At 47.5% G+C, this 24,818-nt stretch carries 18 protein-coding genes; 9 read left to right on the forward strand and 9 right to left on the reverse strand.

What is annotated here, in order from left to right; all coding sequences use genetic code 11:
* Positions 1-35 precede the first annotated feature (35 nt).
* The 5 genes from BQ5591_RS21975 to BQ5591_RS00580 all read right to left on the reverse strand — a co-directional run bounded on the left by BQ5591_RS21975 (position 36) and on the right by BQ5591_RS00580 (position 6,939).
* The gene (locus BQ5591_RS21975) at positions 36-167 is read right to left on the reverse strand and encodes a hypothetical protein (RefSeq protein WP_262483103.1); all 132 of its coding nucleotides are present in this window, start codon (positions 165-167) and stop codon (positions 36-38) included.
* Between the two features lie 565 nt (positions 168-732).
* Entirely contained in the window at positions 733-2,361 is a 1,629-nt protein-coding gene (locus BQ5591_RS00565) for a family 43 glycosylhydrolase (RefSeq protein WP_071148027.1), read from the reverse strand.
* A gap of 387 nt (positions 2,362-2,748) precedes the next feature.
* Positions 2,749-3,669, reverse strand: coding sequence for a bifunctional riboflavin kinase/FAD synthetase (locus tag BQ5591_RS00570; protein WP_071148028.1), 921 nt, complete (start codon positions 3,667-3,669; stop codon positions 2,749-2,751).
* Entirely contained in the window at positions 3,641-4,258 is a 618-nt protein-coding gene (locus BQ5591_RS00575; protein ID WP_071148029.1) for an HAD family hydrolase, read from the reverse strand. The genes BQ5591_RS00570 and BQ5591_RS00575 overlap by 29 nt, the downstream gene beginning before the upstream one ends.
* Complete coding sequence (locus BQ5591_RS00580; RefSeq protein WP_071148030.1) at positions 4,255-6,939, reverse strand: calcium-translocating P-type ATPase, PMCA-type; 2,685 nt, start codon at positions 6,937-6,939, stop codon at positions 4,255-4,257. The genes BQ5591_RS00575 and BQ5591_RS00580 overlap by 4 nt, the downstream gene beginning before the upstream one ends.
* A gap of 184 nt (positions 6,940-7,123) precedes the next feature.
* On the opposite strand from BQ5591_RS00580, the gene rd reads away from it, so the two are divergent.
* Positions 7,124-7,285: a rubredoxin gene (gene rd, locus BQ5591_RS00585; protein WP_071148031.1), complete on the forward strand. Its 162-nt coding sequence runs from the start codon at positions 7,124-7,126 to the stop codon at positions 7,283-7,285.
* A 45-nt stretch (positions 7,286-7,330) separates the two neighbouring features.
* Here the strand turns inward: rd and BQ5591_RS00590 are convergent, their stop codons facing one another.
* The gene (locus BQ5591_RS00590) at positions 7,331-9,028 is read right to left on the reverse strand and encodes a Na/Pi cotransporter family protein (RefSeq protein WP_071148032.1); all 1,698 of its coding nucleotides are present in this window, start codon (positions 9,026-9,028) and stop codon (positions 7,331-7,333) included.
* Between the two features lie 82 nt (positions 9,029-9,110).
* Between BQ5591_RS00590 and BQ5591_RS00595 the strand changes: the two genes are divergently transcribed.
* The 3 genes from BQ5591_RS00595 (at position 9,111) to BQ5591_RS00605 (ending at position 13,840) form a co-directional block, all read left to right on the forward strand.
* On the forward strand, positions 9,111-10,784 hold the full coding sequence (locus tag BQ5591_RS00595; protein ID WP_071148033.1) for a nucleoside kinase: 1,674 nt from the start codon (positions 9,111-9,113) through the stop codon (positions 10,782-10,784).
* A gap of 51 nt (positions 10,785-10,835) precedes the next feature.
* The gene (locus BQ5591_RS00600; RefSeq protein WP_071148034.1) at positions 10,836-12,257 is read left to right on the forward strand and encodes a sialate O-acetylesterase; all 1,422 of its coding nucleotides are present in this window, start codon (positions 10,836-10,838) and stop codon (positions 12,255-12,257) included.
* 77 nt (positions 12,258-12,334) lie between these two features.
* Positions 12,335-13,840: a sensor histidine kinase gene (locus BQ5591_RS00605; RefSeq protein ID WP_071148035.1), complete on the forward strand. Its 1,506-nt coding sequence runs from the start codon at positions 12,335-12,337 to the stop codon at positions 13,838-13,840.
* Between the two features lie 103 nt (positions 13,841-13,943).
* Here BQ5591_RS00605 and BQ5591_RS00610 read toward each other — a convergent pair whose 3' ends face one another.
* Positions 13,944-15,317, reverse strand: a complete 1,374-nt coding sequence (locus BQ5591_RS00610; protein WP_071148036.1) for an aminopeptidase P family protein — start codon at positions 15,315-15,317, stop codon at positions 13,944-13,946.
* A gap of 497 nt (positions 15,318-15,814) precedes the next feature.
* Between BQ5591_RS00610 and rpoN the strand changes: the two genes are divergently transcribed.
* The 5 genes from rpoN (at position 15,815) to BQ5591_RS00635 (ending at position 21,228) form a co-directional block, all read left to right on the forward strand.
* Positions 15,815-17,302, forward strand: a complete 1,488-nt coding sequence (gene rpoN / locus BQ5591_RS00615; protein ID WP_022162910.1) for an RNA polymerase factor sigma-54 — start codon at positions 15,815-15,817, stop codon at positions 17,300-17,302.
* 61 nt (positions 17,303-17,363) lie between these two features.
* Positions 17,364-18,029, forward strand: coding sequence for a hypothetical protein (locus tag BQ5591_RS00620; RefSeq protein WP_071148037.1), 666 nt, complete (start codon positions 17,364-17,366; stop codon positions 18,027-18,029).
* A 107-nt stretch (positions 18,030-18,136) separates the two neighbouring features.
* Positions 18,137-18,517: a glycine cleavage system protein GcvH gene (gene gcvH, locus BQ5591_RS00625; RefSeq protein WP_022162912.1), complete on the forward strand. Its 381-nt coding sequence runs from the start codon at positions 18,137-18,139 to the stop codon at positions 18,515-18,517.
* A gap of 83 nt (positions 18,518-18,600) precedes the next feature.
* Complete coding sequence (gene purE / locus BQ5591_RS00630) at positions 18,601-19,113, forward strand: 5-(carboxyamino)imidazole ribonucleotide mutase (RefSeq protein WP_022162913.1); 513 nt, start codon at positions 18,601-18,603, stop codon at positions 19,111-19,113.
* Between the two features lie 225 nt (positions 19,114-19,338).
* Positions 19,339-21,228 (forward strand): 4-hydroxy-3-methylbut-2-en-1-yl diphosphate synthase, encoded by a 1,890-nt coding sequence (locus BQ5591_RS00635; protein WP_083380833.1) that lies wholly within the window; start codon positions 19,339-19,341, stop codon positions 21,226-21,228.
* 230 nt (positions 21,229-21,458) lie between these two features.
* Here the strand turns inward: BQ5591_RS00635 and BQ5591_RS00640 are convergent, their stop codons facing one another.
* Positions 21,459-22,940, reverse strand: coding sequence for a DUF5723 family protein (locus BQ5591_RS00640; protein WP_071148039.1), 1,482 nt, complete (start codon positions 22,938-22,940; stop codon positions 21,459-21,461).
* Positions 22,941-23,162: 222 nt separating this feature from the next.
* Complete coding sequence (locus tag BQ5591_RS00645) at positions 23,163-24,806, reverse strand: S41 family peptidase (RefSeq protein WP_205410619.1); 1,644 nt, start codon at positions 24,804-24,806, stop codon at positions 23,163-23,165.
* Positions 24,807-24,818 lie beyond the last annotated feature (12 nt).

Consider the following 24,818-nt stretch of genomic DNA (forward strand, 5'->3'; position numbering starts at 1 on the left):
TAAATGATATATTATTTTGGCCTGCTACGAAGCATTTACTTTACAACCAACAGTTGGACGCAACCTTTACTCTGCCCTATTTTTACACCCGTATGGCCTCTGCCTTGCTGCCATGCATTTATGGCAATTACATTGACCAGTCCTGCTACTGCTATAATCGCTGTCATAACCAAAGCCTTCATATTACTATCTGTTTAAATGAATACTGTTTTTTGTTTTCAATTCCGTTTTTCGATAATCATTTATCGTTTTTCGATATGCAAATGAAATACTATTTTAGGAGAAAACAAAAGAAAAACAGAAAAAATTTATCGAAAAACAATAAATTTAATCTGTTTTGCAATAATACAAAGCTGAAAAGAGAGAAAACAAGCAGGAATATACCAGTGCAATCACAGCCCCATCTCTCAGGTAGAGACGCAAAATTTTGCGTCTCCCCAACACGCTACAGCTACAAACACAGCAATAGAAAGGCTGCGTAAAGGATGGTGTGTCGAAACTTAGTATAGTATCTAACTCCCCTCCTTATAGAAGGAGGGGTGCCCAACGGGCGGGGTGGTAGGTTTTACGACACTCTGTATATTAACACTTTATGTTTTCACCTACCACCTCCCCCTTCGGGTACTCACCCCCTTTTAACTCCCCCGTTATCGGGGGAGAACAACCTTCCAGAAAGAGGAGAGTTTCTGATACCTTTGCTTCACATAGGGATGAACTCCTGATAACCAATCATCAACGTTTAGCAAACACCAGGTTGTGAAGTTCACAGAGAGAACGGTCGGCCGTGGGCGACGAAAAGGCGAAGAACAAAGCCTGTTTGCCCTTGAACTCCTTAGCCTTGGAGACACTGATACGCATCTCGGCAATCTGCTGCGGGGTATCTTTGCTGAGACGCAACGTACCTACTTTCACTCCGCCACGACTCGTCCAGGGACTGCCTACCATGACATCAATGGTACCCTCCACGCCCAGCGGCTTAAGGCTGAGCAACAGTTCCGCATCCTTGTCGGGATCGAGAAGGTCGAAGTTGAAGTACTTGTAGCCTACGATGGAACCTGCCGTATTGTTCACCACCGGATTGCTGTTGACACGCAGGTTATAAGGATCGTCGAAGTTCGTGGCATCGCCATAAGTGGGCTGCACGTACGAACCTGAGAAATAGAAGTTGGGCCATTCGTGATAAACCGGACGCGGCCCCGTGTAGTAACAGGCAATACCGGCCGAATAGCGTTTGTAAGGATTCAGCCCGTCCGTCTCGAAACCTTCGGACGTATATTCCCCTTCCGTGATCTCCACCTTGCCACCCGCTCCTTCGGTCACCTTCACCTCAATGGGGGCCACCATGGCCTGGCGGGCATACTCGTTGGTACCACACTGACGATGGTAGAACACGTACCAGCGGCCATTGATTTCGACGATACTGCCATGCGTGTTTCCGCCCGGCGTAGCTGTCAGAATGGACTTGCCATCAGCATCCACATCGCGACCGCGGCCGTCGATCAGCGTGCCACCGTAAGTGAAAGGCCCCAGCGGATTGTCGCTGTAAGCATAGGCTAGCGTATAGTTGGTACCGGGAAAACCAAACTCGCCTTCGGCTGTCCAACGGCTATAAACAAATACATATTTATCCTTGATTTTACGGATGGACGATGCCTCGAAGAAGCGGAACACGCCGTCCTGCTTGCGGCTCGATACCATGTCTTTCACGGGTTGAGTACCGGGCTTCACGGTAGCCATTGTGGCAGGATCCAGCTCTGCACCCCACGACTCTTCGAAACCCCAGTAGCCGTACACACGACCGTCGTCATCGACCATTACCGCAGGGTCGAAAGCCAGCACGCCAGTTGCCGCTTTGGGCGACTCTTTACTCCAGTTGCATACCCGGAAAGGACCGTCAGGACGGTCTGCCTTGGCCACCATGCCGTTGCGTCCGCCTGCCTGATTGTTCGGATAGAGATAATACGTCTTCTTCCCGTTTTTGTCTTTCACTTCCACCACGTCGGGAGCATAGAGCACGTCGCCCACACCACCGGCATTCAGCCATTCACCACGGGCATCGGTCTTCGACTCGAAGATGATACCGTCGTAGCGCCAGTTGTTCAGATCGTCCACCGGAGCCGACCACACCACCTGCTCGCGTCCGCAGTACTCCGTCTTCATGGAGTCGTGCGAACCATAAACATAAACACGATACTTGCCCGGATGATCGGGATCTTCGAATACATAAGGTTCACCATCGGGAATGTATTCCCACAAAGGAAGGTAAGGATTGGCTGCCAGCACCACATCGGTCTGAAACCAGGACAAGGCTCCTAACAGAGCCAGTACAATCGTACGGATTGAGTAGTTTTTCTTGTTCATGTGTATTATAATTAAGTTATTCAAGTCCCCACATTCGTCTACCGCAAATATAGGAGATTTCTTCGAATAACGTTTCACATCCGGAACCTTTTTGGTAATGTTTCACCGCAAACTGCTGTTCTGTTGCGTATTACAGTGAAAGGTGAAACATGGAACATAGTAATTAACGGCTGTGTGAAGGGTGAAACGAGCCTTCCGAAGCTCTCTTCCGAAAGACTTTTTTCAGACGCTTGCTCCCCTCGTGAGCGACACTTGCAATCCATTTGTTCGACACTTGCACGGCTCGCAAGCCGTGCAAGTGTTGCTCGCGAGCCGTGCAAGTGTCCTGGAAAGCCCTTTTCTGAGGGGGTAAAATGCAGGTAATATAAGTGATTTCCGCTTCACGCTTTACGCGAAAAGCAACTGCCGTGCCACAGCTTCGTCCTTGTGAAGCTGAGCCACGAGCTCGTCTACCGAAGTAAACTTCAATTCGTCGCGAATGCGGCGTACAAAGGAAAGGCGGAGCGGATGGTTGTAAATATCGGCTTGAAAATCGAAGATGTAGACCTCAATACTGCGGTCGGGACCGTTGTCCAGCGTAGGGCGATAGCCTATGCTCAGCATACCGCCATACTGACAGCCGTCAACCGTCACCCGAACGGCATACACCCCGTCGGCAGGAACCAGCTTGTCGGCCTCGTCCACCCGAAGGTTGGCAGTAGGGAAACCCAGCGTATGCCCCACCCGATAGCCGCTTACCACCGTACCTTGCAGAAAATAATCGTACCCCAAACCACGCGCTGCCTCTGACACGTCGCCAACGCTGAGCAGACGGCGAATGCAGGAAGAACTGACCTCGCCGCCATCTTCGCAGTAGTAGGCCGAAGCCGGAAGTACCTCCATGCCCAGTTCGGCACCGTAGCGCACATAGTCGTCGAAACCTTCGCTGCGGTTGTGCCCAAACCGATGATCGTAGCCTATCACCAAAGCCTGAATCTGATACCGTTTTTTCAATAGGGCCATGAAGTCGTGCGCCGAACAGCAGGCCAGTTCGGAAGTGAAATCGAGCATCAGGCAATAATCGACACCTGTAGCAGCCAGCAGTTCTTCCTTTTCGCGACAGGTAGTCAGCAGCTGCGGACAGTATTCGGGCTGCATCACCTTGCGCGGATGCACTGGAAACGTCACCACGGCCGACGCACAACGACGCTCAGCGGCCATAGCACACACCTGTTCGATCAGGAACCGGTGTCCCCGATGCACCCCGTCGAAGAAGCCGATGGTAGCTACTTTCGGGCAATTATCTGAAAAGTGGTCTCCAATCTTCATGAGGTTTCGGAGTATAAGTAGATAGTCCCAGCGATGCGGCCGACTGGCAATTCTCTGCCGAGTCGTCGATAAACAGGGTTTCTTCGGCACGCATACCGGCATCGGCCAGCACACGGCGGAAAATCTCGGCATCGGGTTTTGCCAGACGCATTTCGTAGGACAGATAGATGCGTTCGAAGTAATCGTCTACTCCGTAGTCCTTGTAGCGGAACGCGTTGGCGCACGACCACAGCCAGTGAATCTCGTTGGTGTTGCTCAGCAAGCATACCCGATAATGACGGCGCAGCTCCAGCAACATGTCGAGTTTATAAGAAGGAATGCTGACGAGGAAACTGTTCCAGGCATCATCTATCTCGGCATCGGTCAGCGGGCGGCTGGACTTCGCACGGATTTCGTCACGAAACGCGGCACTGCTGATCAGCCCTTTCTCGTACTGCTGGAAGAAGTCCTGCTGATAGTACAGGCCCAGCATCTCTTCGACCCGCTCCAATCCCAACTGTGCGAAGCGTTCGACACAACGTCCGCGGTCAAGATCAATCAGCACACCGCCGAAGTCGAAAATCAGGTTCTTTATTTCTTTCTGTATCATTGTTTTTTCTGCATTAAACGGCGAACCAGACGTACAATCTCGCCCACCCACAATACCAGCGATGACGAAGCAATGATTGCCAGCCACGTCATTCCGTCGAGCGGTTCGGTACGGAATACCGGCCCACCAAACTGTACAATCAGGAACTGTCCTACCAGAATGGCCAGTACGATGAACTCCATGCCGTAGGACTTGGAGATACCCTTAAAGGCCGAATCGGTTGTACCGAACACACGGGCGTTGAAGAGGTTCCAGAATTGGAGCATCACAAAGAAGGTGAAGAAGATGGTCAGTTCGCGCACCGTCATGCCCTGCCGTTCGAAATAGAGCAGCATACCCATCAGCAGGCAGGCAAAAGCCAGTCCCACACCGAAGATCATCCGCTGCATTCCCGGAGTGATGATAAAGTCGGTCGGCTTACGGGGTTTCTCCTTCATTACGCTTTCACTGGGCGGAATGGAAGCCAATGCCAAAGCGGCAAAGGTGTCCATGATGAGGTTCACCCACAACATCTGCGTCACGGTGAGCGGCAGGTCGGTACCCACCAGCGAACCCAGCAACACGATGAACAATGCAACGAAGTTGATGGTCAGCTGGAAGACAATGAAACGTTGTATATTTTTATAGAGCGAACGACCCCACATAACGGCAGTGCCGATACTGTTGAACGAATCGTCGAGCAAGGTGATATCGCTAGCTTCCTTGGCCACGGATGTACCCGTACCCATCGAAAGGCCTACCTGTGCATGGTTCAGGGCGGGAGCATCGTTCGTACCGTCGCCCGTCACAGCCACCACAGCCCCCTTTTGCTGAAGCAGTTGCACGAGGCGTTGCTTATCCGTAGGCCGTGCACGCGACATGATTTTCAGATCCATCACACGTTCCAGCGCTTCTTCGTCGGTCAGAGCGGCAAAGTCGGCTCCGGTGATGCGGTTACGTTCGGTATCTTCCGGTTTCCAGAGTCCTATCTGACGGGCAATTTCGGTAGCGGTGCCCGGCGTGTCACCTGTTACAATCTTCACACCGATACCAGCAGACTGGCACTTCTGCACAGCGGCAGGTACATCGGGGCGGATGGGGTCGCTGATAGCTACCACACCCACGAAGGAAAGGTCGCCATCGGCAGCCAGAGTAGCGCAGTCGCGCGTATCGTCATCGGCCACGACCTTATAAGCAAATCCCAACGTACGCATGGCCATATTCTGATAGCCCAGCAACTGAGCCTCAACAGTCGGACGATAGGCTACGGCATCGGTACGTCCGCTGTCCAGCACTACGTCCTTGCACTTGCCTAATACGATTTCGGGCGCTCCTTTCATATACAGTACTTTCTTACCCAACAGAGGCGACTGCACCAGCGTAGCCATAAATTTACGTTCGGTCGAGAAAGTCAGCTGATCGACCACCTGAGCCGCTTCGCGCAACTGCAGATAGTCTTTCCCCTGCGCATTGAGCCAGAGCAACAAGGCCACTTCGGTAGGATTGCCCACACCTTTCACCTTCTCGCCGGGTACGACTTCTTCCAGAAAGGCAGTTGAATTGGCACTGATGCCTTCCATCACCACACGGCTCAACTCGTCGTCGGCCAGGTCGCTGCGGTTGTTCAGTCCATAGAAGCTGGCTTCGTATACCTGCATCTGGTTCTGCGTCAGCGTACCGGTCTTGTCGGTACAGATAACGGTGATGGCACCCATCGTCTCGCAGGCATGCATCTTACGCACCAGATTGTTGGTAGAAAGCATACGGCGCATGTTCAGTGCCAGGCTCAGCGTGACACTCATCGGAAGACCTTCGGGTACAGCCACCACAATCAGCGTAACGGCCATCATGAAGTATTTCAGCGTGGCCTGCAGGGCGGGCAGCCAGTCGGCAAAGGTGTGCAACGAAGAAAAGTCGTAGAAAAGGATGACATCCTTCACAAAGAAAATGGCAAAAGCCAATCCGGCAGCCGTAAAACCGATCTTTCCGATCAGGTTGGCCAGCTTGGTGAGCTGTATATTAAGAGGTGTAGGTTCGGTGCTCTGTTCGGTGCTCTGACGGGCCACTTTACCGATCTCGGTTGCATCGCCTACTGCCTCGACACGCATCATGCCGTGGCCGTCGACCACCGTCGTACCTCGCAACACGCGGTTGGAAGCATACGTAGCTTCTTCATCGAAATCGGCTTCGACAGTTGTTTTCGAAACTACCGGCTCACCGGTCAGGTTGGATTCGTTGACCTGCAAGGAAACAGACTCCAGCAGTTCGCCGTCGGCAGGTATTTCTTCACCGGTTTCCAACAGTACGACATCGCCTACCACTACATCCTTGCGGGGTACTTCCTGCACGTGACCGTTACGTATCACCTTGACCAGCGTCTCTTCGTTGACGGCATTCAGCAGGTCGAACTTCTTGTTGGCATCGTATTCGAAGAAGAAACCGATACCAGTAGCCAGCAAGATAGCAGCTATGATACCAATGGTTTCGGCATACTCGTTCTCGACTATCGAAATGATCAGCGAGAACAAGGCAGCTACAAGTAGCACTTTTACGACAGGATCCTGAAATTTCTCCAAATAGAGTTTGAAAAGAGAAGGGCGTTTGGGAGGGGTCAGCAAATTCACCCCATGTTCGGCACGGCTTTTGCGTACCTCTTCATCAGTCAGCCCGATGTGATTGACATTTTCTTTCATTGCGCTCATGCAGATTGTTCATGTTTTTAATTAACCGAGCACAAAAATACAACAATAATTCAGACTGTTAATGCTATTAAATCTTTTTTAGGAAAGAGATATGCAACTGTCAGTGAACAATCAGACAGTTTTCTGTGTTTATAAACTGAGATTAATAAATTAAATTATTTACCACTTAAAAACGAATAGAAATATGGATAAATACATCTGCACCGTATGCGAATACATTTATGACCCTGAACTGGGTGATCCGGAAAACGGCATTGCGCCCGGTACCGCATTCGAAGACCTCCCCGACGACTGGGTATGCCCGCTGTGTGGCGTCGGTAAAGAAGATTTTGAGGTAACTCACTAAACCAGATTGAAATAACCGCAAAAGTCAAGGAAGAAGGCTTCGTCGTTACGAAGCCTTCTTTTCTTTGATATCACAACTGGCCTCTACCACATTCACCACATAGTCGCCCAGCTTCTCGCATTCGGCTATGATATCCATGTAGTGTACACCCATCTGGTAGCTATACTCCTTGTTGTTGACATCTACTATATTCTGATTCTTCAACTGGTTGCGATAGTTGTTGATTTCGTTCTCCAGGTTGTATGACTGGTTCACGTCGCTGCTCTGGTGATCGGTATGCTCGATAATCACAATCATCCGCTCCAGAGCCTCGTTCGTCAGATTCATCATCGTGTGAATGTGTTCGTACTGGCTTTCGGTAAAGTCCTGATTCGACTGCCGCTTGCGGTTGATGGTACGAGCCAGATTGTAACAACTGTCGCCGATACTCTCGATCTCGGTCACCTCGCGCAACATGGCCCGTATCTGCAGCTTACTTTCCGAGCTCAACCGCCCCTCAGAAACCGAATTCAGATAGTTGGCGATTTCCAGCTCCATGCTGTCGCTGATGTTTTCGTATTTTTCAATCCGACTGAACAGTTTCATAAAGTCGTCATCCTTCTCGGTATGAAGCAAATCGCGCACCATGCCAAACATGCGGTGAGTACGCTCGGCAAACAGGTGTATCTCCTTGCTGGCCTGCAGAATGGAGAGTTCTGCCGTGGACAGCATACCGCCCGAAATGAAACGCAAGCGATATTCCTCGTCCTGCTCCTTTAAAGGAATGATGGCACATACCGTACGCTCGATGAACTTGACAAACCAAATCAGCACCAGCACATTACAGATGTTGAAAGCCGTATGGAATGCCGAAAGTTTGAACGAAACAGCTACCGCAGGACTGTTGGTACCCATCACATTGTCCACAAACCAGGATACGGCGTTGGTGAAAGGCACAAACAGACATAACACCCATATCACACCAAACACGTTGAACACCAAATGGGCCAATGCTGCCCTTCGTGCCTGCGTATTTCCCGTCAATGCCGCCAGATTGGCCGTTATCGTGGTTCCAATATTCTCGCCCAACACAAGAGCCGCACCCAACTCAAAGCTGATCCAGCCGTTGGCACACATAATCAGTGTAATGGCCATCGTTGCCGCCGATGCCTGCACAATCATGGTCAGAACAGTACCGATAAGCACAAACAACAGAATGGACACAAATCCCATATCCGTATAGTTCTGCACAAATGCCAACATCTGGGGATTATCTTTCAGGTCGGGAGCATTGCTCTGAAGATAGGAAAGTCCCATAAACAGGAACGAAAAGCCGAAAATAAACTCACCAACCGACTTTCGGGAACTTTTTTGGGAAAACAGTAGAGGAATACCAAAAGCTAACAAAGGAAGGGCAAACGCTGCTATATCCACCTTAAAGCCCAAGGCCGATATGATCCAGGCCGTGACCGTGGTACCGATATTGGCTCCCATAATGACGCCGATGGACTGCGACAAGGTCAACAAACCGGCATTAACAAAACTAACCACCATTACGGTTGTAGCAGAAGAAGACTGGATAAGTGCTGTGATCAGCATACCCGTAAGAACACCTGTCACTCGGTTTGTCGTCATGGCGGTCAGAATCTTACGCAACCTGTCGCCCGCAAACTTTTGAAGCCCCTCGCTCATGATTTTCATTCCATACAGGAATAAAGCCAATGAACCCAGCAGCTTTAAAAAATCATAAAAAGAATATTCCATCTATAATTAATTAAGAGGTTTCATTGCTTCATGCATTATTAAGTCCTATATTTAGCGTATATTTACCATTAAAAAGGACTTTATGAAACACATGTTACAAATATGTTGCAAAAATAATAATATTTATAAAGAATTTCCTATCGGGAGCTCACTTTTGGATATTTATTACGGATTTAATCTTAATTTTCCTTATCAGGTAGTTAGCGCAAAGGTAAATAACCGCTCTGAAGGACTGAACTTCAGGGTATACAACAATAAAGACGTAGAGTTCCTCGACATACGCGACCAATCGGGCATGCGCACGTATGTGCGTTCCTTATGCTTTATACTCTATAAAGCTGTCAGTGAACTGTTTCCTACCGGAAAGCTGTATGTAGAGCATCCGGTATCCAAAGGTTACTTCTGCAACCTGCGCATCGGACGCCCCATCGAACTGGAAGACGTACAGGCTATAAAAAAGCGAATGCAGGAAATCATAGCCGAAGACATTCCTTTCCATCGTACCGAATGCCATACCTCCGAAGCCGTCCGCGTATTTAGCGAACGGGGTATGGACGACAAAGTAAAGTTGCTGGAAACATCGGGCTCGCTCTATACCTATTATTATACGTTGGGCGATACCGTAGATTATTACTACGGTAATCTGTTACCCAGCACAGGATTCATTAAGCTGTTCGACATCATCAAATATTATGATGGCCTGCTGTTGCGCATCCCCAACAAAGAAAATCCCAACACACTGGAAGACGTGGTGAAACAGGAAAAGATGCTCGACGTATTCAAAGAACATCTCCGCTGGAACCACATCATGGGATTGAGTAACGTCGGCGACTTCAACCTGGCCTGTGAGAACGGGCATGCTACCGACCTCATCAACGTAGCCGAAGCACTGCAAGAGAAAAAAATCGCCCAGATTGCCGACGATATCTATCATCGTGGCGAAAACGGAAACCGGGTAAAACTTGTATTGATTTCCGGACCGTCCTCCTCCGGTAAGACGACTTTCAGCAAAAGGCTCTCCGTACAGCTGATGACCAACGGATTGCGTCCCTATCCCATATCGTTGGATAATTATTTTGTAGACCGCGAAGATACACCACGCGACGCAAACGGCAATTATGATTATGAATCACTCTACGCACTCGACCTCAAGCTTTTCAACGAGCAGTTACAGGCCTTGCTGAGAGGAGAAGAAGTGGAACTTCCGCGCTTCAACTTCACATTAGGGAAAAAGGAATTCAAAGGTGACAAGCTACGCATTGACGAGCACACCATCCTGATTCTGGAAGGCATTCATGCTCTGAATCCGGAACTGACACCACAAATTCCGACCGAAAGCAAATACAAAATTTATGTCTCGGCGCTGACCACCATTTCACTGGACGACCACAACTGGATTCCGACAACCGACAACCGTCTGCTGCGCCGCATCATCCGCGACTTCAACTACAGAGGCTATTCGGCACAGGAGACCATCTCACGCTGGCCGAGCGTACGCGCCGGTGAGGACAAATGGATTTTCCCTTATCAGGAAAATGCTGACGTCATGTTCAATTCGGCCCTGCTGTTCGAGTTTGCCGTGCTTCGTTCACATGCCGAACCGATATTGAACAGCGTACCACGCAACTGTCCGGAATATGCCGAAGCATACCGCCTGCTGAAGTTCATCAAATACTTCATACCCGTACAGGACAAGGAAATTCCACCTACTTCCCTGTTGCGTGAATTCCTGGGAGGAAGCAGCTTTAAGTACTGACACTGCAAAGCAAATACAATCGGAAAAAGGACTCAAAAACATTATAACACAATGAAAAAACAGATAGTAGCAGCCTGCCTGCTCATGATGCAGACAGCAAGTTGGGGCAAAGTCGTACTGCCCGAAATACTGAGCGACAACATGGTACTGCAACAGCAAACCGAAGTTAAGTTGTGGGGAAAGGCAAAAGCCAATGCACAAGTAAGCATCCGCCCATCGTGGGACAACCGCACTTACACGGCTACGTCCGATAAAGACGGAAAATGGATTGCCAAAGTACAGACGCCCCAAGCAAGTTACAATGCTTACAGCATTACATTCTCGGACGGCGAGACAACGCAACTCAACAACATCCTGATAGGTGAGGTGTGGTTCTGCTCAGGGCAATCGAATATGGAAATGCCTCTGGCCGGATTCTGGAATTGTCCGGTAGCAGGTGCCAACGAGACTATTGCCACCTCTGCCCAGTGGAAAGGCATACGGGTAGCTACCATCGAAAAGAACGGTCAGGTTCAACCTGTGGACAACTGCAAAGGAAGCTGGAAAGTCAGCTGTCCGGAAAATGCTCCGGCATTCAGTGCCACCGGCTTCCACTTTGCCATGATGATGAATCAGGTTCTCGATATTCCCATCGGTATCATAAACAGCAGCTGGGGAGGTTCTACTGTCGAAGGATGGCTTCCGCGCGACATCGTAGCACAATATCCGGATATCAATCTGGAACGTGACATCCGCAAGGAAGAAGGACATGACTGGTGGCACTACATGAGCCCGACCCTGATGTACAACGGCATGATCAAACCCTTGCAAAACTATACCATCAAAGGATTTCTGTGGTATCAGGGTGAATCGAACGTAGGTAAGCACAAGACATACGCCGAGCGCCTGAAAACGATGGTCGAACTCTGGCGAAAAGAATGGGGACTGGGAGAACTGCCATTCTACTATGTAGAGATAGCCCCATACGGTTCCAGCGAAAACTACTATAGCGCATTGCTACGCGAAGCACAGTTCAATGCCCAAAAGATAATACCCAACAGCGGAATGATCTCGACCAACGACCTTGTAGAGAACTACGAACAATACAACATTCATCCGAAAGACAAAAGCAATGTCGGGAAACGGCTTGCCTACATGGCACTGAGCAAAACCTATCAGATAAAGGGAATTGAGGCTGTAGGCCCTGTGTACAAATCAATGGAGATAAAAGACGGAGTAGCCCTGCTTTCGTTCGACAATGCCGGCGGAGGCTTCAACCGTATGACCGACATACAAGGATTTGAGATAGCCGGCGAAGACAAAGTTTTCTATCCGGCAAAAGCAGAACTCAACGGAGGACAAATCAAAGTCAGCTCCGACAAAGTGCCTACCCCTGCCGCTGTACGCTACGGCTTCCGTGACTTCAAACCGGGTAACGTTGCCAACATTCGGGAACTCCCGCTTTATCCGTTCAGGACAGACAACTGGGAATAACCGTCGATACAGCAAGACATACAAGCCATACATAATACAAAATACAACTTGTTTCTCAAAAAACTAAAATTATCATAATGAAAAGAACAGTAATCATGCTCCTCCTGACAGTCTGGTGCTTCTTGGGAGGGGCATACGCTCAAAACAACGCCGACGACCTGCTAAAACAGGCGCAACAGAATCTGGCACAGAAGGAATACATCAAGTCGCGTTATCTTTTCCTGCAAGCCTACAATGCCTATGCTTCACAGGGAGCATACAGTAAAGTTGTGGAATGTGGAGTCAAAGTCAGCTCACTTTATCATCAGGAAAACTATTATAAAGAAGCTTTCGACATGCTGAGAAATACCGAAGCTGTGGTTTACACCGGAGAACAGAAAGAGAAAAAAGCATTCCCCGAACTTCGTTTTCCCATTATCAAGGAAAGATTGCAGATGTACATCAAACTGAAGAACCCTTCACGGGCCAAAGAACAGCTTGACCGGCTGGAAGAGACAGCCAAAGCAGCCCGGAATGATTCACTCAGCAACGATTTGCTATATACACAGGCTACCTATTATTACACTTTCGGCATGAATGCCCAAGGCGATGAAGCCATCAACCGGCTGATAGGAAAATACAAAGCCCAAAAGAATTATGCCAAAGTAAACGACTGCTACAAGACCCTGATCGACATTGCCCGCAAAGCCAACAACTCGGCACTAGTGGCACGCACATACGACCAATACATCGTATGGAACGACTCTGTAAAAGCCTTGAACGCTCAAGACGAACTGAGCGCCTTGAAACGCAAATACGATGAAAGCCTGAACACCATTCAGGAAAAAGATGACTCGTTAAGTGCCAAACAGTATATTATCATCGGACTATGCGTATTGGCTGCGATACTGGCAGCAGTGTTGGTATTCGGAGCAATCGTCCTGTTGCGCTTCATCATGCTGACGCGTAAGCAGAAGAAAGCCATCAGCATTGCCAACGAGCACAATGAGCTGAAAACAAAGTTCATACAAAACATTTCTGCCCAAATGGAGCCGACATTGGATACACTGGATGCCAAACTGCCCGGAGTGAAAGCACTGCATGCATTCAACGCCCACATACAGGAACTGTCGGAACTGGAAAACAGCCTGGACGAACCTTACGAGATGGAGGAAAAGAACATATCAACCTTCTGTGAAAGCGTAATGGAGAAGATCAAAGACAAAACAAAATCCGATGTAACCCTGGCTGTCAACGCTCCCAAGCTGACCGTAAAAATCAATTCGGAACAGTTGGAGCATATCCTGCTACATCTGCTACAGAACGCTGCCGAATACACGCCGGCCGGCGGTAAAATATGGCTGGATTTCAAGAAACGTGGCGCACACACTCACCAGTTTATCGTAAGCGATACGGGATGTGGCATTGCCGAAGAAAAACGGGCTAATATCTTCAAACCGTTTGCCGAGGTAAAAGACCTGACCAAAGGCGACGGACTGGGATTGCCCATCTGTGCACTGATAGCAACCCGAATGAACGGTTCGCTGACACTGGACGAAAGTTATACAAAGGGGGCACGATTCATTTTGGAACTACATGCCTGACAAACTGAAAAAACGACTGCGGGTAACAGAAGACGATACGGCTTATGCCATTCAGCCTCTTGTTACCCGCAGTTCTTTTTTTAATAGCCCTTGATTAACGTAATCAGCGCAGTGCTTCTACTTCATCAGGAGTCAACGGAATCTTCTTACCCAAACGGCGTGCGCCCGTCTCGGTAATAAGGTAATCTTCTTCGTTGCGGATACCTCCGAAATGACGGTATTCCTCTACCTTATCGTAATTAATGAAATCGGCAAACTTCTTCTCTGCTTTCCACAGGTCTATCAGTTCGGGAATGAAATAAATGCCCGGCTCTACCGTATGTACGAAGCCCGGTTCCAACGGAATGGCCAAGCGCTGGCTCTTACGGCCAAACTGGGTACTCTTGGGCTGTCCGTTATAGCCTACCCACTGTTCTCCAAGGTTTTCCATATCATGTACATCAAGGCCCATCATGTGTCCCAGTCCGTGAGGATAGAACAAAGCATGTGCTCCCTCGCGTACGGCATCTTCGGCATTGCCTTTCATCAGTCCCAGGTCTTTCAGACCCTCGACCATAACACGGGCAGAAAGGTCGTACACTTCCATATAAGGGATGCCCGGACGAAGTGCCTTAACCGACTCCAGATGCATGGCATTCTGTATTTCGTAAACAGCACGTTGGCGCGGTGTGAAGGTCTTGTCGGCAGGAATGGTAGACGACATATCACCGCAATAGCCTGAAGGAAGTTCAGCACCGGCATCAATCAGGAACAAGTCTCCTGGTTTTACCTTATTGCCATAGTAATGGTTGTGCAGGGTCTGTCCGTTGATGGTAGCAATGGTAGCAAACGAAAGGTCGCAATTGTTGCGCTGGGCTACGTGATTCATTTCAGCTACTACCTCATATTCGTACATGCCCGGACGAAGCACCTTCATGGCCGTAATATGCATATCGGCTGTCACGTTGCAGGCTTTTTCTATTTCGGCAATTTCTTCGGCCGACTTATAATTACGCTGTGACACTACGGCCCGGATAAAAGGAACGGACCCTTCCTGACAGGCAGGTGCTATTCCCAGCCAGTCCATCAGCTTCAGCTTATGCTCGGCACGGTAAGGCGGCAGATAATGAACCGTACGTCCCTGTGCTACGGCCTTCTGCAAATAACCGGCTATCTCGGCATACGGACGGGTTTCGGTAATTCCAACTGCTGCAGCTTTCTCGTGCAGTGTCGGTTGTGTACCCATCCAGACAATGTGGTCAATGGTCAGTTCGTCTCCAAATATAATTTCCTTGTCTTCATCTACATCGATAATGGCAGAAAGACCTGCAAACGACAAGCCAAAGTAATAGAGAAAGGTGGAGTCCTGACGGTAACGGAAAGTATTGTCCTCGTAATTCAGGCCTTGCTCGTCGTTACCCAAAAACAATAACACCCCCGAACCCATATTTTTTTTCAGCTGGGCTCTGCGCTGTACATAAGTTTCTTTAGCAAACATGGTGTTTCTATTTTTTATAAGTTGATTTGCAACAAAGATAGTGAAAGGTGAGAGCAGAAGCAAATGAAAATAAAATTTTCAATTTGATTATGCCGAACCGTATCCTATCTTATCCAAAGATAGTGAAAGTCGAAAGTAAAAAAATAAGCTTGCTTAATTTTTTTGCCGAGACGCATCCTTCTTATCTAAAAATACGGAATGTTTCCATTCCGTACCTACTTGTCTCATCAGTTTCTCATAACTATGAGAAGTCTATTCTCACAATAATGAGAAGACCATTCTCATAAGTATGAGAAAACTATTCTCACAGTGATGAGAATATATTTTTCCAATATAGAACACAAACGGGAAGTAATATATCCCCAGCCATACCTACCTGGCAAAGCTGCAGATACAAGTGAAGCCAGCCTGGCTAACTCGAAAATATAACGGGCGAAGATTTCACATTATCGAACTATTCACTATTTTTGCGGTGAGAATCATAACTGAACTAAAATATGGCACAAGGATCCCGACAGATACAGACTCAGGCGCAGCAACAGATACAAACGCTGTCGCCACAGCAAATTCTGGTAGTGAAACTGCTCGAACTTCCGGCTGTGGAACTGGAGGATAGGGTGCGTGCCGAACTTCTGGAAAATCCCGCACTGGAAGAAGGAAAGGAAGAGACCTCTAACGACGAATATACCGAAAACTCTGAAAACGGTACTGAAAACGACGAAGGAGATACCAGCTATGACTCGCTGAGCGACTACTTGAACGAAGATGATATCCCCGACTATAAGCTTCAGGAAAACAACCGCACGAAAGGTGAACAACCCGAAGAAATACCTTTCTCGGATGCCACTTCGTTTTATGAAACATTGAAAGAGCAATTAGGAGAGCGCGATCTGACTGAGCACCAACGCGAACTGGCCGAATATCTGATAGGTTCTCTGGATGATGATGGCCTGCTACGCAAGTCATTGGACAGCATCAGCGACGAACTCGCCATCTATTCGGGCATCAATGCCAGCACCGAGGAACTGGAAAAGGCACTGAAAATTATCCAGGACTTCGATCCCGCAGGATTAGGCGCCCGTAACCTGCAAGAATGTCTGCTCATCCAGATACAACGGAAAATTGAGCAACAGCATCCTGCCCCCGACTCCTTATTGTATGTCGAAGAAAAAATCATCGCCGAATGTTACGAGGAGTTCACCCGTAAACACTGGGACAAGATACAGCAGAAACTGAACCTTGACGACAGCATATTTCAGCAAGCCGTCAAAGAAATCTGCAAGCTGAACCCACGCCCTGGAGCATCACTAGGCGAAGCCATCGGCAAGAACATGCAGCAAATCATACCCGACTTTATTGTCGACACATACGACGACGGTACCATCAACCTCACGTTGAACAACCGCAACATGCCCGAACTGCGCATGAGCCGCGACTTTACCGAGATGGTTGAAGAACATACCAAAAACAAAGCCAATCAGTCGAAAGAGTCCAAAGAAGCTATGATGTTTCTGAAGCAGAAAATGGATGCTGCCCAGGGATTTATCGATGCTGTCAAACAACGGCAGAATACGCTGATGACTACCATGCAAGCCATTATCGACCTGCAACGTCCCTTCTTTCTTGAAGGCGATGAGTCGCTGCTACGTCCCATGATACTGAAAGACGTGGCCGAACGCACAGGACTGGACATTTCAACCATATCGCGCGTCAGCAACAGCAAATACGTACAGACCAATTATGGTATTTATCCGCTGAAATTCTTCTTCAACGATGGATATACCACCGAGGGAGGCGAAGAAATGTCTGTCCGCGAAATACGCAAGATCTTGAAAGAATGCATCGACAACGAGGACAAAAAGAAGCCCTATACCGACGATGAACTGACTGAAATACTGAAAGAAAAAGGTTACCCGATAGCACGGCGAACAGTAGCCAAATACCGCCAGCAGATGAACATACCTGTGGCACGGTTAAGACGGTAAGTTTTCTTATAGTACAGTAATCATAAAACTTTCAAGTTGTCCCCAAAAAACAAATAGAATCATGACTGAAGAACATATCATTGCAGACAAAACCCTGATAAGGATCGCCAAAGTGATTTCGGTTCTATTCACACCGTTTTCTATCCCGTTTTTGGCATTCTTGATTCTACTCATTTTTTCTTATCTGCGCATCATGCCGCTGCAATACAAGCTGATAGTGCTGGGAGTGGTGTATTGTTTCACCATACTGATGCCTATGCTTACCATTTTCATCTTCCGGAAAATCAACGGTTTCACTCCCGAGGATTTGGCTGATCGCAAAAAACGTTATGTTCCGTTCATCCTGACCATTACTTCCTACATATTCTGCCTGCTAATGATGTATCGGCTCAACATTCCTTGGTATATGAGCGGTATCATTCTGGCAGCACTGATTATGATGATCATCTGTGTAGTAGTGAACTTGCGCTGGAAACTGAGCGAACACATGGCCGGTTCCGGAGCTATTGTAGGAGGGCTGGTCGCTTTCAGTGCTTTGTTCGGCTACAATCCTGTATGGTGGTTGTGCCTGTTCATTCTGATATCCGGGGTATTGGGAACGGCACGCCTTATTTTAAGTCACCATACACTGGGCGAGGTTGTCGGAGGGTTTGCCGTAGGCCTGCTATGCTCACTGCTGGTGCTACACCCTTTGAGCAATATAACGTTCCGCATCTTGATGCTCTGACAACTGTCGGGCAGGAATAAAGGAATATGGATAAGATCTTACGTAACAAAAAAGAAAATAACAATTAGATAATTAACAAGAATATTAATCCCTTAAAACTAAAAATTATGAATTTTCCAACAGATGTAAAGTACACTAAAGAACATGAATGGATCCGCGTGGAAGGTGATATAGCTTATGTAGGAATTACCGATTACGCACAAGAGCAATTAGGTGATATCGTTTTTGTTGATATTCCCACAGTAGACGAAACATTGGCAGCCGGTGAGACATTTGGCACCATCGAAGTAGTAAAAACCATTTCAGACCTGTTCTTGCCGGTAGCTGGAACCATCCTGGAACAGAACGAGGCATTGGCCGACCAGCCGGAACTTGTCAACCAAGATCCTTACGGCGAAGGCTGGATCATCAAAATCAAACCTGCCGATGACGCAAACTTTGATGAATTGCTCGATGCAGAGGCTTATAAAGCACTGGTAAATGCCTGATAGCATTTACTAGCCTTATAGGCACATCTTCATTGTGATTGTAGTCTTCCCTATCAACTGAAATAATAAATAAAGTAACGAATATGTATTCACCTATCGTCAGCATCATCATGGGCAGCACGTCCGACCTCCCTGTAGTAGAGAAGGCCGCACAACTGCTCAATGACTTGCATGTACCGTTCGAAATGAATGCTTTATCGGCTCACCGCACACCGGAAGCCGTTGAAAGCTTTGCCAAGAATGCCAGCAAACGAGGCATCAAGGTCATCATTGCCGCTGCCGGAATGGCTGCAGCCCTGCCTGGAGTGATTGCAGCCAATACTACGCTGCCCGTCATCGGTATTCCCATCAAGGGTTCCTCACTGAGTGGAATGGATGCCTTGTATTCTATCATTCAAATGCCTCCCGGCATACCGGTAGCTACCGTTGCCATCGACGGCGCCATGAATGCGGCCATCTTAGCTGTACAGATTCTGGCCCTGAGCGATCCTATATTAGCCGAGAACTTCGCCTCCTATAAAGAAGGACTGAAGAAAAAAATAGTCAAGGCAAACGAGGATCTGAAAGAAATTAAATACGAATATAAGACCAACTAAGCCATATTTTCTTAAAAGAAGTGGCTGTATCTTAGAACAGTATGGGGTGTGTCAACATTAAGAGCAACTGCATATTGTTATTTTCGGGCACGGATTACACGGATTTTCACGGATTATTTTTCTCGTGTTTTTCCGCGTAATTCATGCCTAAAGAAAAATATTCCCTAATTTGGCACACCCATATTCTTATAATTCCAAAACACCAATCTTTAATCAATTATCTACGTGGACTTATTCAATTATTCTCGCCGAGAAACTTCGGAAGTAAACATAGGTGCTACCCCAATGGGTGGTTCCAACCCCATTCGTATACAAAGTATGACTAATACAGCAACGCAGGACACCGAAGCATGCGTTGCACAAGCCAAGCGTATTGTAGATGCCGGAGGAGAATATGTACGCCTCACCACTCAGGGAGTCAAGGAAGCGGAAAACCTACGGAACATCAATGCCGCATTGCGCCAGGATGGCTATACTGTTCCCTTGGTGGCCGATGTCCACTTCAACCCCAAAGTTGCAGATGTAGCTGCTCTTTACGCAGAGAAGGTCCGCATTAATCCAGGTAACTATGTAGATGCCGCACGAACATTCAAGCATCTGGAATATACCGATGAAGAATATGCCAAAGAGCTGCAAAAGATTCGTGACCGTTTTGTTCCGTTCCTGAACATCTGCAAGGAAAACCACACAGCCATCCGTATCGGCGTGAACCACGGCTCACTGTCCGACCGCATCATGTCCCGCTACGGCGACACCCCCGAAGGTATGGTCGAATCGTGTATGGAGTTTCTCCGCATCTGCGTAGAAGAACACTTCACCGATGTTGTCATCTCCATTAAAGCCTCCAATACGGTAGTAATGGTACGTACCGTACGCCTTTTGGCAGAAGTCATGGAAAAAGAAGGAATGCATTTCCCTCTCCACCTCGGAGTGACCGAAGCCGGTGACGGAGAAGATGGACGCATCAAGTCGGCTCTTGGCATAGGAGCGTTGCTTGCCGACGGACTTGGAGACACCATCCGGGTTTCGCTGAGTGAAGCACCCGAAGCGGAAATCCCCGTAGCACGTAAATTGGTTGACTACATCGGACAACGCAACGACCATCCTTACATCCCCGGAGCAACGGCCCCAGCATTCTCTTACCTGAATCCTGCGCGCCGTACCACTCATGCTGTGCGTAACATAGGCGGTGAGCAGCAGCCCGTAGTAATTGCCGCACGACTGGAAGGCAAACTGGACTTCAATCCGCAATTCATGCCCGACTATGTATATATCGGGCACAAACAACCCGAAACGTATACAACAGAAGGGAAAGAGGCATCCGAAGTACAATTCATTGTCGATGCCGATGTCTGGCAAAACCAACCGAATACGTGGCCTGCCTTCAAAAGCGACCAGCTTCCGTTCCTCAGCGCCTGCAACTCTCCGCTGAAGTTCCTCTTCATAACTTATATGGGACTGAACGACGAAGCTATAGCCTGCCTGAAATACCATCCGGAAATGGTACTTATCGCGCAAAGCAATCATCCTAACCGTTTAGGCGAACAACGCGCACTGGTGCACCAGTTGATGAGTGAAGGCTTGAAGAATCCTGTCATTTTCTTCCAGCACTACGCCGAGGCTGAAACCGAGGATTTCCAGCTCAAGGCTGCCACCGATATGGGAGCACTGATATTCGACGGATTCTGCGACGGAATCTTCCTCTTCAACCAGAACAACCCGCAAAAGGGCCTGCACATCGATGATAAACTGATCGATGCTACTGCCTTCAACATTCTACAGGCCGGACGGTTACGTACCAGCAAAACCGAATACATCTCCTGCCCCGGTTGTGGACGCACACTTTACGACCTTACCCAGACAATAGCCCGCATCAAAGCGGCTACAAGCCACCTGAAAGGACTGAAAATCGGAATCATGGGCTGTATAGTGAATGGTCCCGGCGAAATGGCCGATGCCGACTATGGCTATGTAGGTGCCGGACGAGGTAAAATCAGCCTGTACAAAAAGAAAGAGTGCATCGAAAAGAATATCCCCGAGGAAGAAGCCGTAGAAAAACTAATAGAACTGATAAAAGCCAACGGAGACTGGAAAGAGGACAATCCGAAGGCTTAACCCCCTCTCTTAAAGAAAGAATGAGCGAGAATGTATGCAAAATAAACATTCCCGCTCATTCTTTTTATATGCCTGAATTTACATGCTTAACCATCCAGCAACAAACCTAATTCACTGAAAACCAATAAATATAAGTCTATTCCTGTTTACTAAAAATAAACTGAGGGTTTAATCTGCTTAAAGCAGAATAAAAAAACTTACCTAACTTACAATTACAGGTTAACGCTTTCTCAAATATCAGCAGGCTTCTTCTGCTTGCTTAAAGGAAGAGAGATTCCGATATAGGCGTTTACATTCTTCGAATTCTCGCCTAAATACATATAGTCTGTTCCTACGAAAAGCGGACCTAACTTCACTGCTACACCAAATGTTTTACCCGATCCTTGCAGAACAGAATAGCTGGCAGCCAGATTCAAACTGTTTGCAGGACGGAGATTAGCCGAGAACGTCAACTCATTCAACGTCTTTGGCTTAGCAAAACGGCTGGTATAAAGCGCTCCTACTGTCAACCAATTGCCCAGCAGAGCATATTCGGCACCGATTACCAGCGTAGATGTCAGACTGGTTGAACGCGACTTAGCTTCATTTTCATCGACCTGCATCTGCAACATATCAAAGTTCAGTACCTCGCCGCTACCTACTACATTGGCAAAGCGTTGCACTTCGTCCACCTTTCCTTGCAGCGTAGGTTGGTTAAAGTCAAAACTTAAGTTTTCAGAACTTCTGGAAGTTGCAACCGACGTACCGTTCTTACTCCACTTCATAAAGCCCAAGTCGAGGATAGAAGCAGAAAGCGTCAATCGATCGAGCAGTTTATAAGAGGCTCCCAAGTCAATTGCTGCACCATAGCCGGCAATACCAAGTTTATCGCCTTCAAACTTAAACTCATCAATATAACCATCTTCATTTTCCTGAAGTTCCAATCCTTTGAACGAGCTTTCCAAACGAGCTTCCACATCAATACGTCCTGTACCACCGATTTTCTCTGCCAGTTCATTGGCATACTCCTGATCATCTGCTACACGACTCCAGTCCAGATTTTCAACATCTGCAATACCTTGCAAATTCGTATTAACTGCAATTTTGTTTATATCCAGCTTCATATTACCAATACCCAACAAGGCTTTCACACGTCCACCTACCGTCAAACGAGCATTAATATCACGTGCAAAACCTACACCAATCTCGGCATACGAATTGATATTCAGACTTTCCTTATCTACTGTACGGTTATAATTCGACCAATCAATCGAATTAATATCCACACCATTCATCTCACGCATGAATTCAAACATGGTTCTTGGAACAGAAGCACCGATATCGTTACGCAAACCAATATTAAATGACCAGAAATTCTTCCCCTTATACCAACCGGCAGAGATGATATCGGTACTCAGGTTAACATTCAGTTCGTTTGTTGCATCCAAACGGTTGATAAAATCACTACTCATGAAGTAATCACCATCGCTACTGTTATCTATAATGTCTATCACATCTTGATAACCCAACGAAGATGTATTGACAGTAGCGTTGAACGAACCTATTACAGGAAGATTAAGATATCCGCGTCCAGGAGTCAAAGCAGGATTTAATTGCATACGGTAATGACTACCCTCCATAAAATAAGAAGTACGAAGAAACTGTGCCTGAGCAGGAACAGAACCGAGCAGCACAACACACAACAATACTTGCCAAATTTTAACGTTCTTCATAATTTTGTCCGTTTTACAATTGCCGATGGATTCCCTCATTCAGCATATAAGGAAACAAAAAAGACGCAGGAACCACAAAGAATTACTTCTTAACGTCCGTTTATTCTTTTTTGCAAATATAGGCAATACGAATAGGACTTACAAGCCACAAAAAGGAGAAATAGAACATAAAAGCCCGAACAGTTGTACTATTCGGGCTAAAATAAAGATTAAACGGATTTATTATTCTTTCACTTCCGGTGAGCTCAGCATCTTGCGATATTCCTCCGGACTAGTCAGTATTTCGACTGCTTTCTTCAAATCATCATCATCTTTCAGCTGCTCGATAATGGCTCCTCGCTGATAATAATAACGTTTCACGATCTCCAAAGCTATCATGTTTTTGATATCCTTTGAGAAGTAATCCAAATCACGGTCCAGATTATGAGTCAGTTTCTTCTCCAAAGCATCGAATTCTTTAGAAGCATCTGTCAGATAGCCCTCGAACTCAGCCATTTCCTTCAAGCTTTTCAGAATCTTTTCCGTCTGCTGGTCATACTTGAAATCGGCTTTCTTCACCATTTCCTTAAAATCGGCATAGTCTGCGTCGGTTATCACAAATTTCTCCGGTTCGGCTATGGTAGCATGCTTCAGACAGTACTGGGTAGCATAATTGAAAATCAGATTGTCGTTGACCAGATAGAACAGAATATTGGGAAGTTTGTCCTGTTTTACCTCAATATCAGGAGTCACACCACCACCGTCGCGTACCTCTCGACCGGCAGCCGTATGGAACACAGTAGTCAGACTGTCAGGAATACGTCCCACACTGCCATCCTCGTTGCGATGCTTATAGTCAATGGCCTGCACACAACGACCGCTTGGGATATAGTATTTGGATGTGGTCAGCTTCATCGTTCCTCCATAAGGAAGCATACGGGTAGTCTGTACCAATCCCTTACCGAAAGTACGGTTTCCAACAATTACTGCACGGTCAAGATCCTGTAATGAGCCCGCCAGAATTTCCGACGAAGAAGCCGTAGAACTGTTCACCAGCACCGCCAAAGGAATATCAAGATCCAACGGTTCACGCAAGGTTTTGTATGTATTGCTGGCCTGCTTTATCTTTCCTTTGGTAGTTACCAATACCTTTCCACGAGGAAGAAAGAAATTTGCAATCTCGATAGCTTCGTCCAATAAACCTCCTCCATTGTTGCGCAAATCGATAACCAGTGAAGTGATTCCTTTCTTCTTCAAATCAAGAAAGGCCTGTTTGAATTCTTTCGAAGGATTGCCGGAGAACGTACTCAGATTGATATACCCGATCTGATCATCCAGCACTGTATAGTAAGGTATAATAGGTAACTGGATGGAACGGCGCACGATATCAAAATCCAATGTTTTTTCCGTTCCCGGACGCTGTACAGTCAGCTTGAATCCAGTGCCCACCTGTCCACGAAGCATTTCGCTTACTTCCTGATTATTTTTCCCAGCCAAATCTTTCCCGTCAATAGCCATTAGTACATCACCTGCTTTCAGTCCCGAAGTAGCAGCCGGCATTCCTTCATAAGGTTCGGCAATCACCGAATGCTTCAGCTTGGCATCCCAGGTAATGATAGAACCAATACCACCATAAGAGTTCTTCAGCATTTGTTCCAGTTCGCTTTGGTCGTCTTCGGGATAATATTCCGTATAAGGATCGAGCGAATAAAGCATGGCATCAATACCTTCGCGAATGGTTTTGTCCGGATTGATGGTATCTACATAAAACAAATCCAATTCCTTGACTATCGAGTTGAATACATCCAGATTCTTTGCAATCTGAAAACTACGGCTATCACCGCTCTTAAAGCCCCAAAAGGCTACCGCGCCCAGCACCAGCATCATGGCTACCAGCCA

It is taken from the genome of Bacteroides ndongoniae, assembly GCF_900108345.1.
Classification (GTDB): domain Bacteria; phylum Bacteroidota; class Bacteroidia; order Bacteroidales; family Bacteroidaceae; genus Bacteroides; species Bacteroides ndongoniae.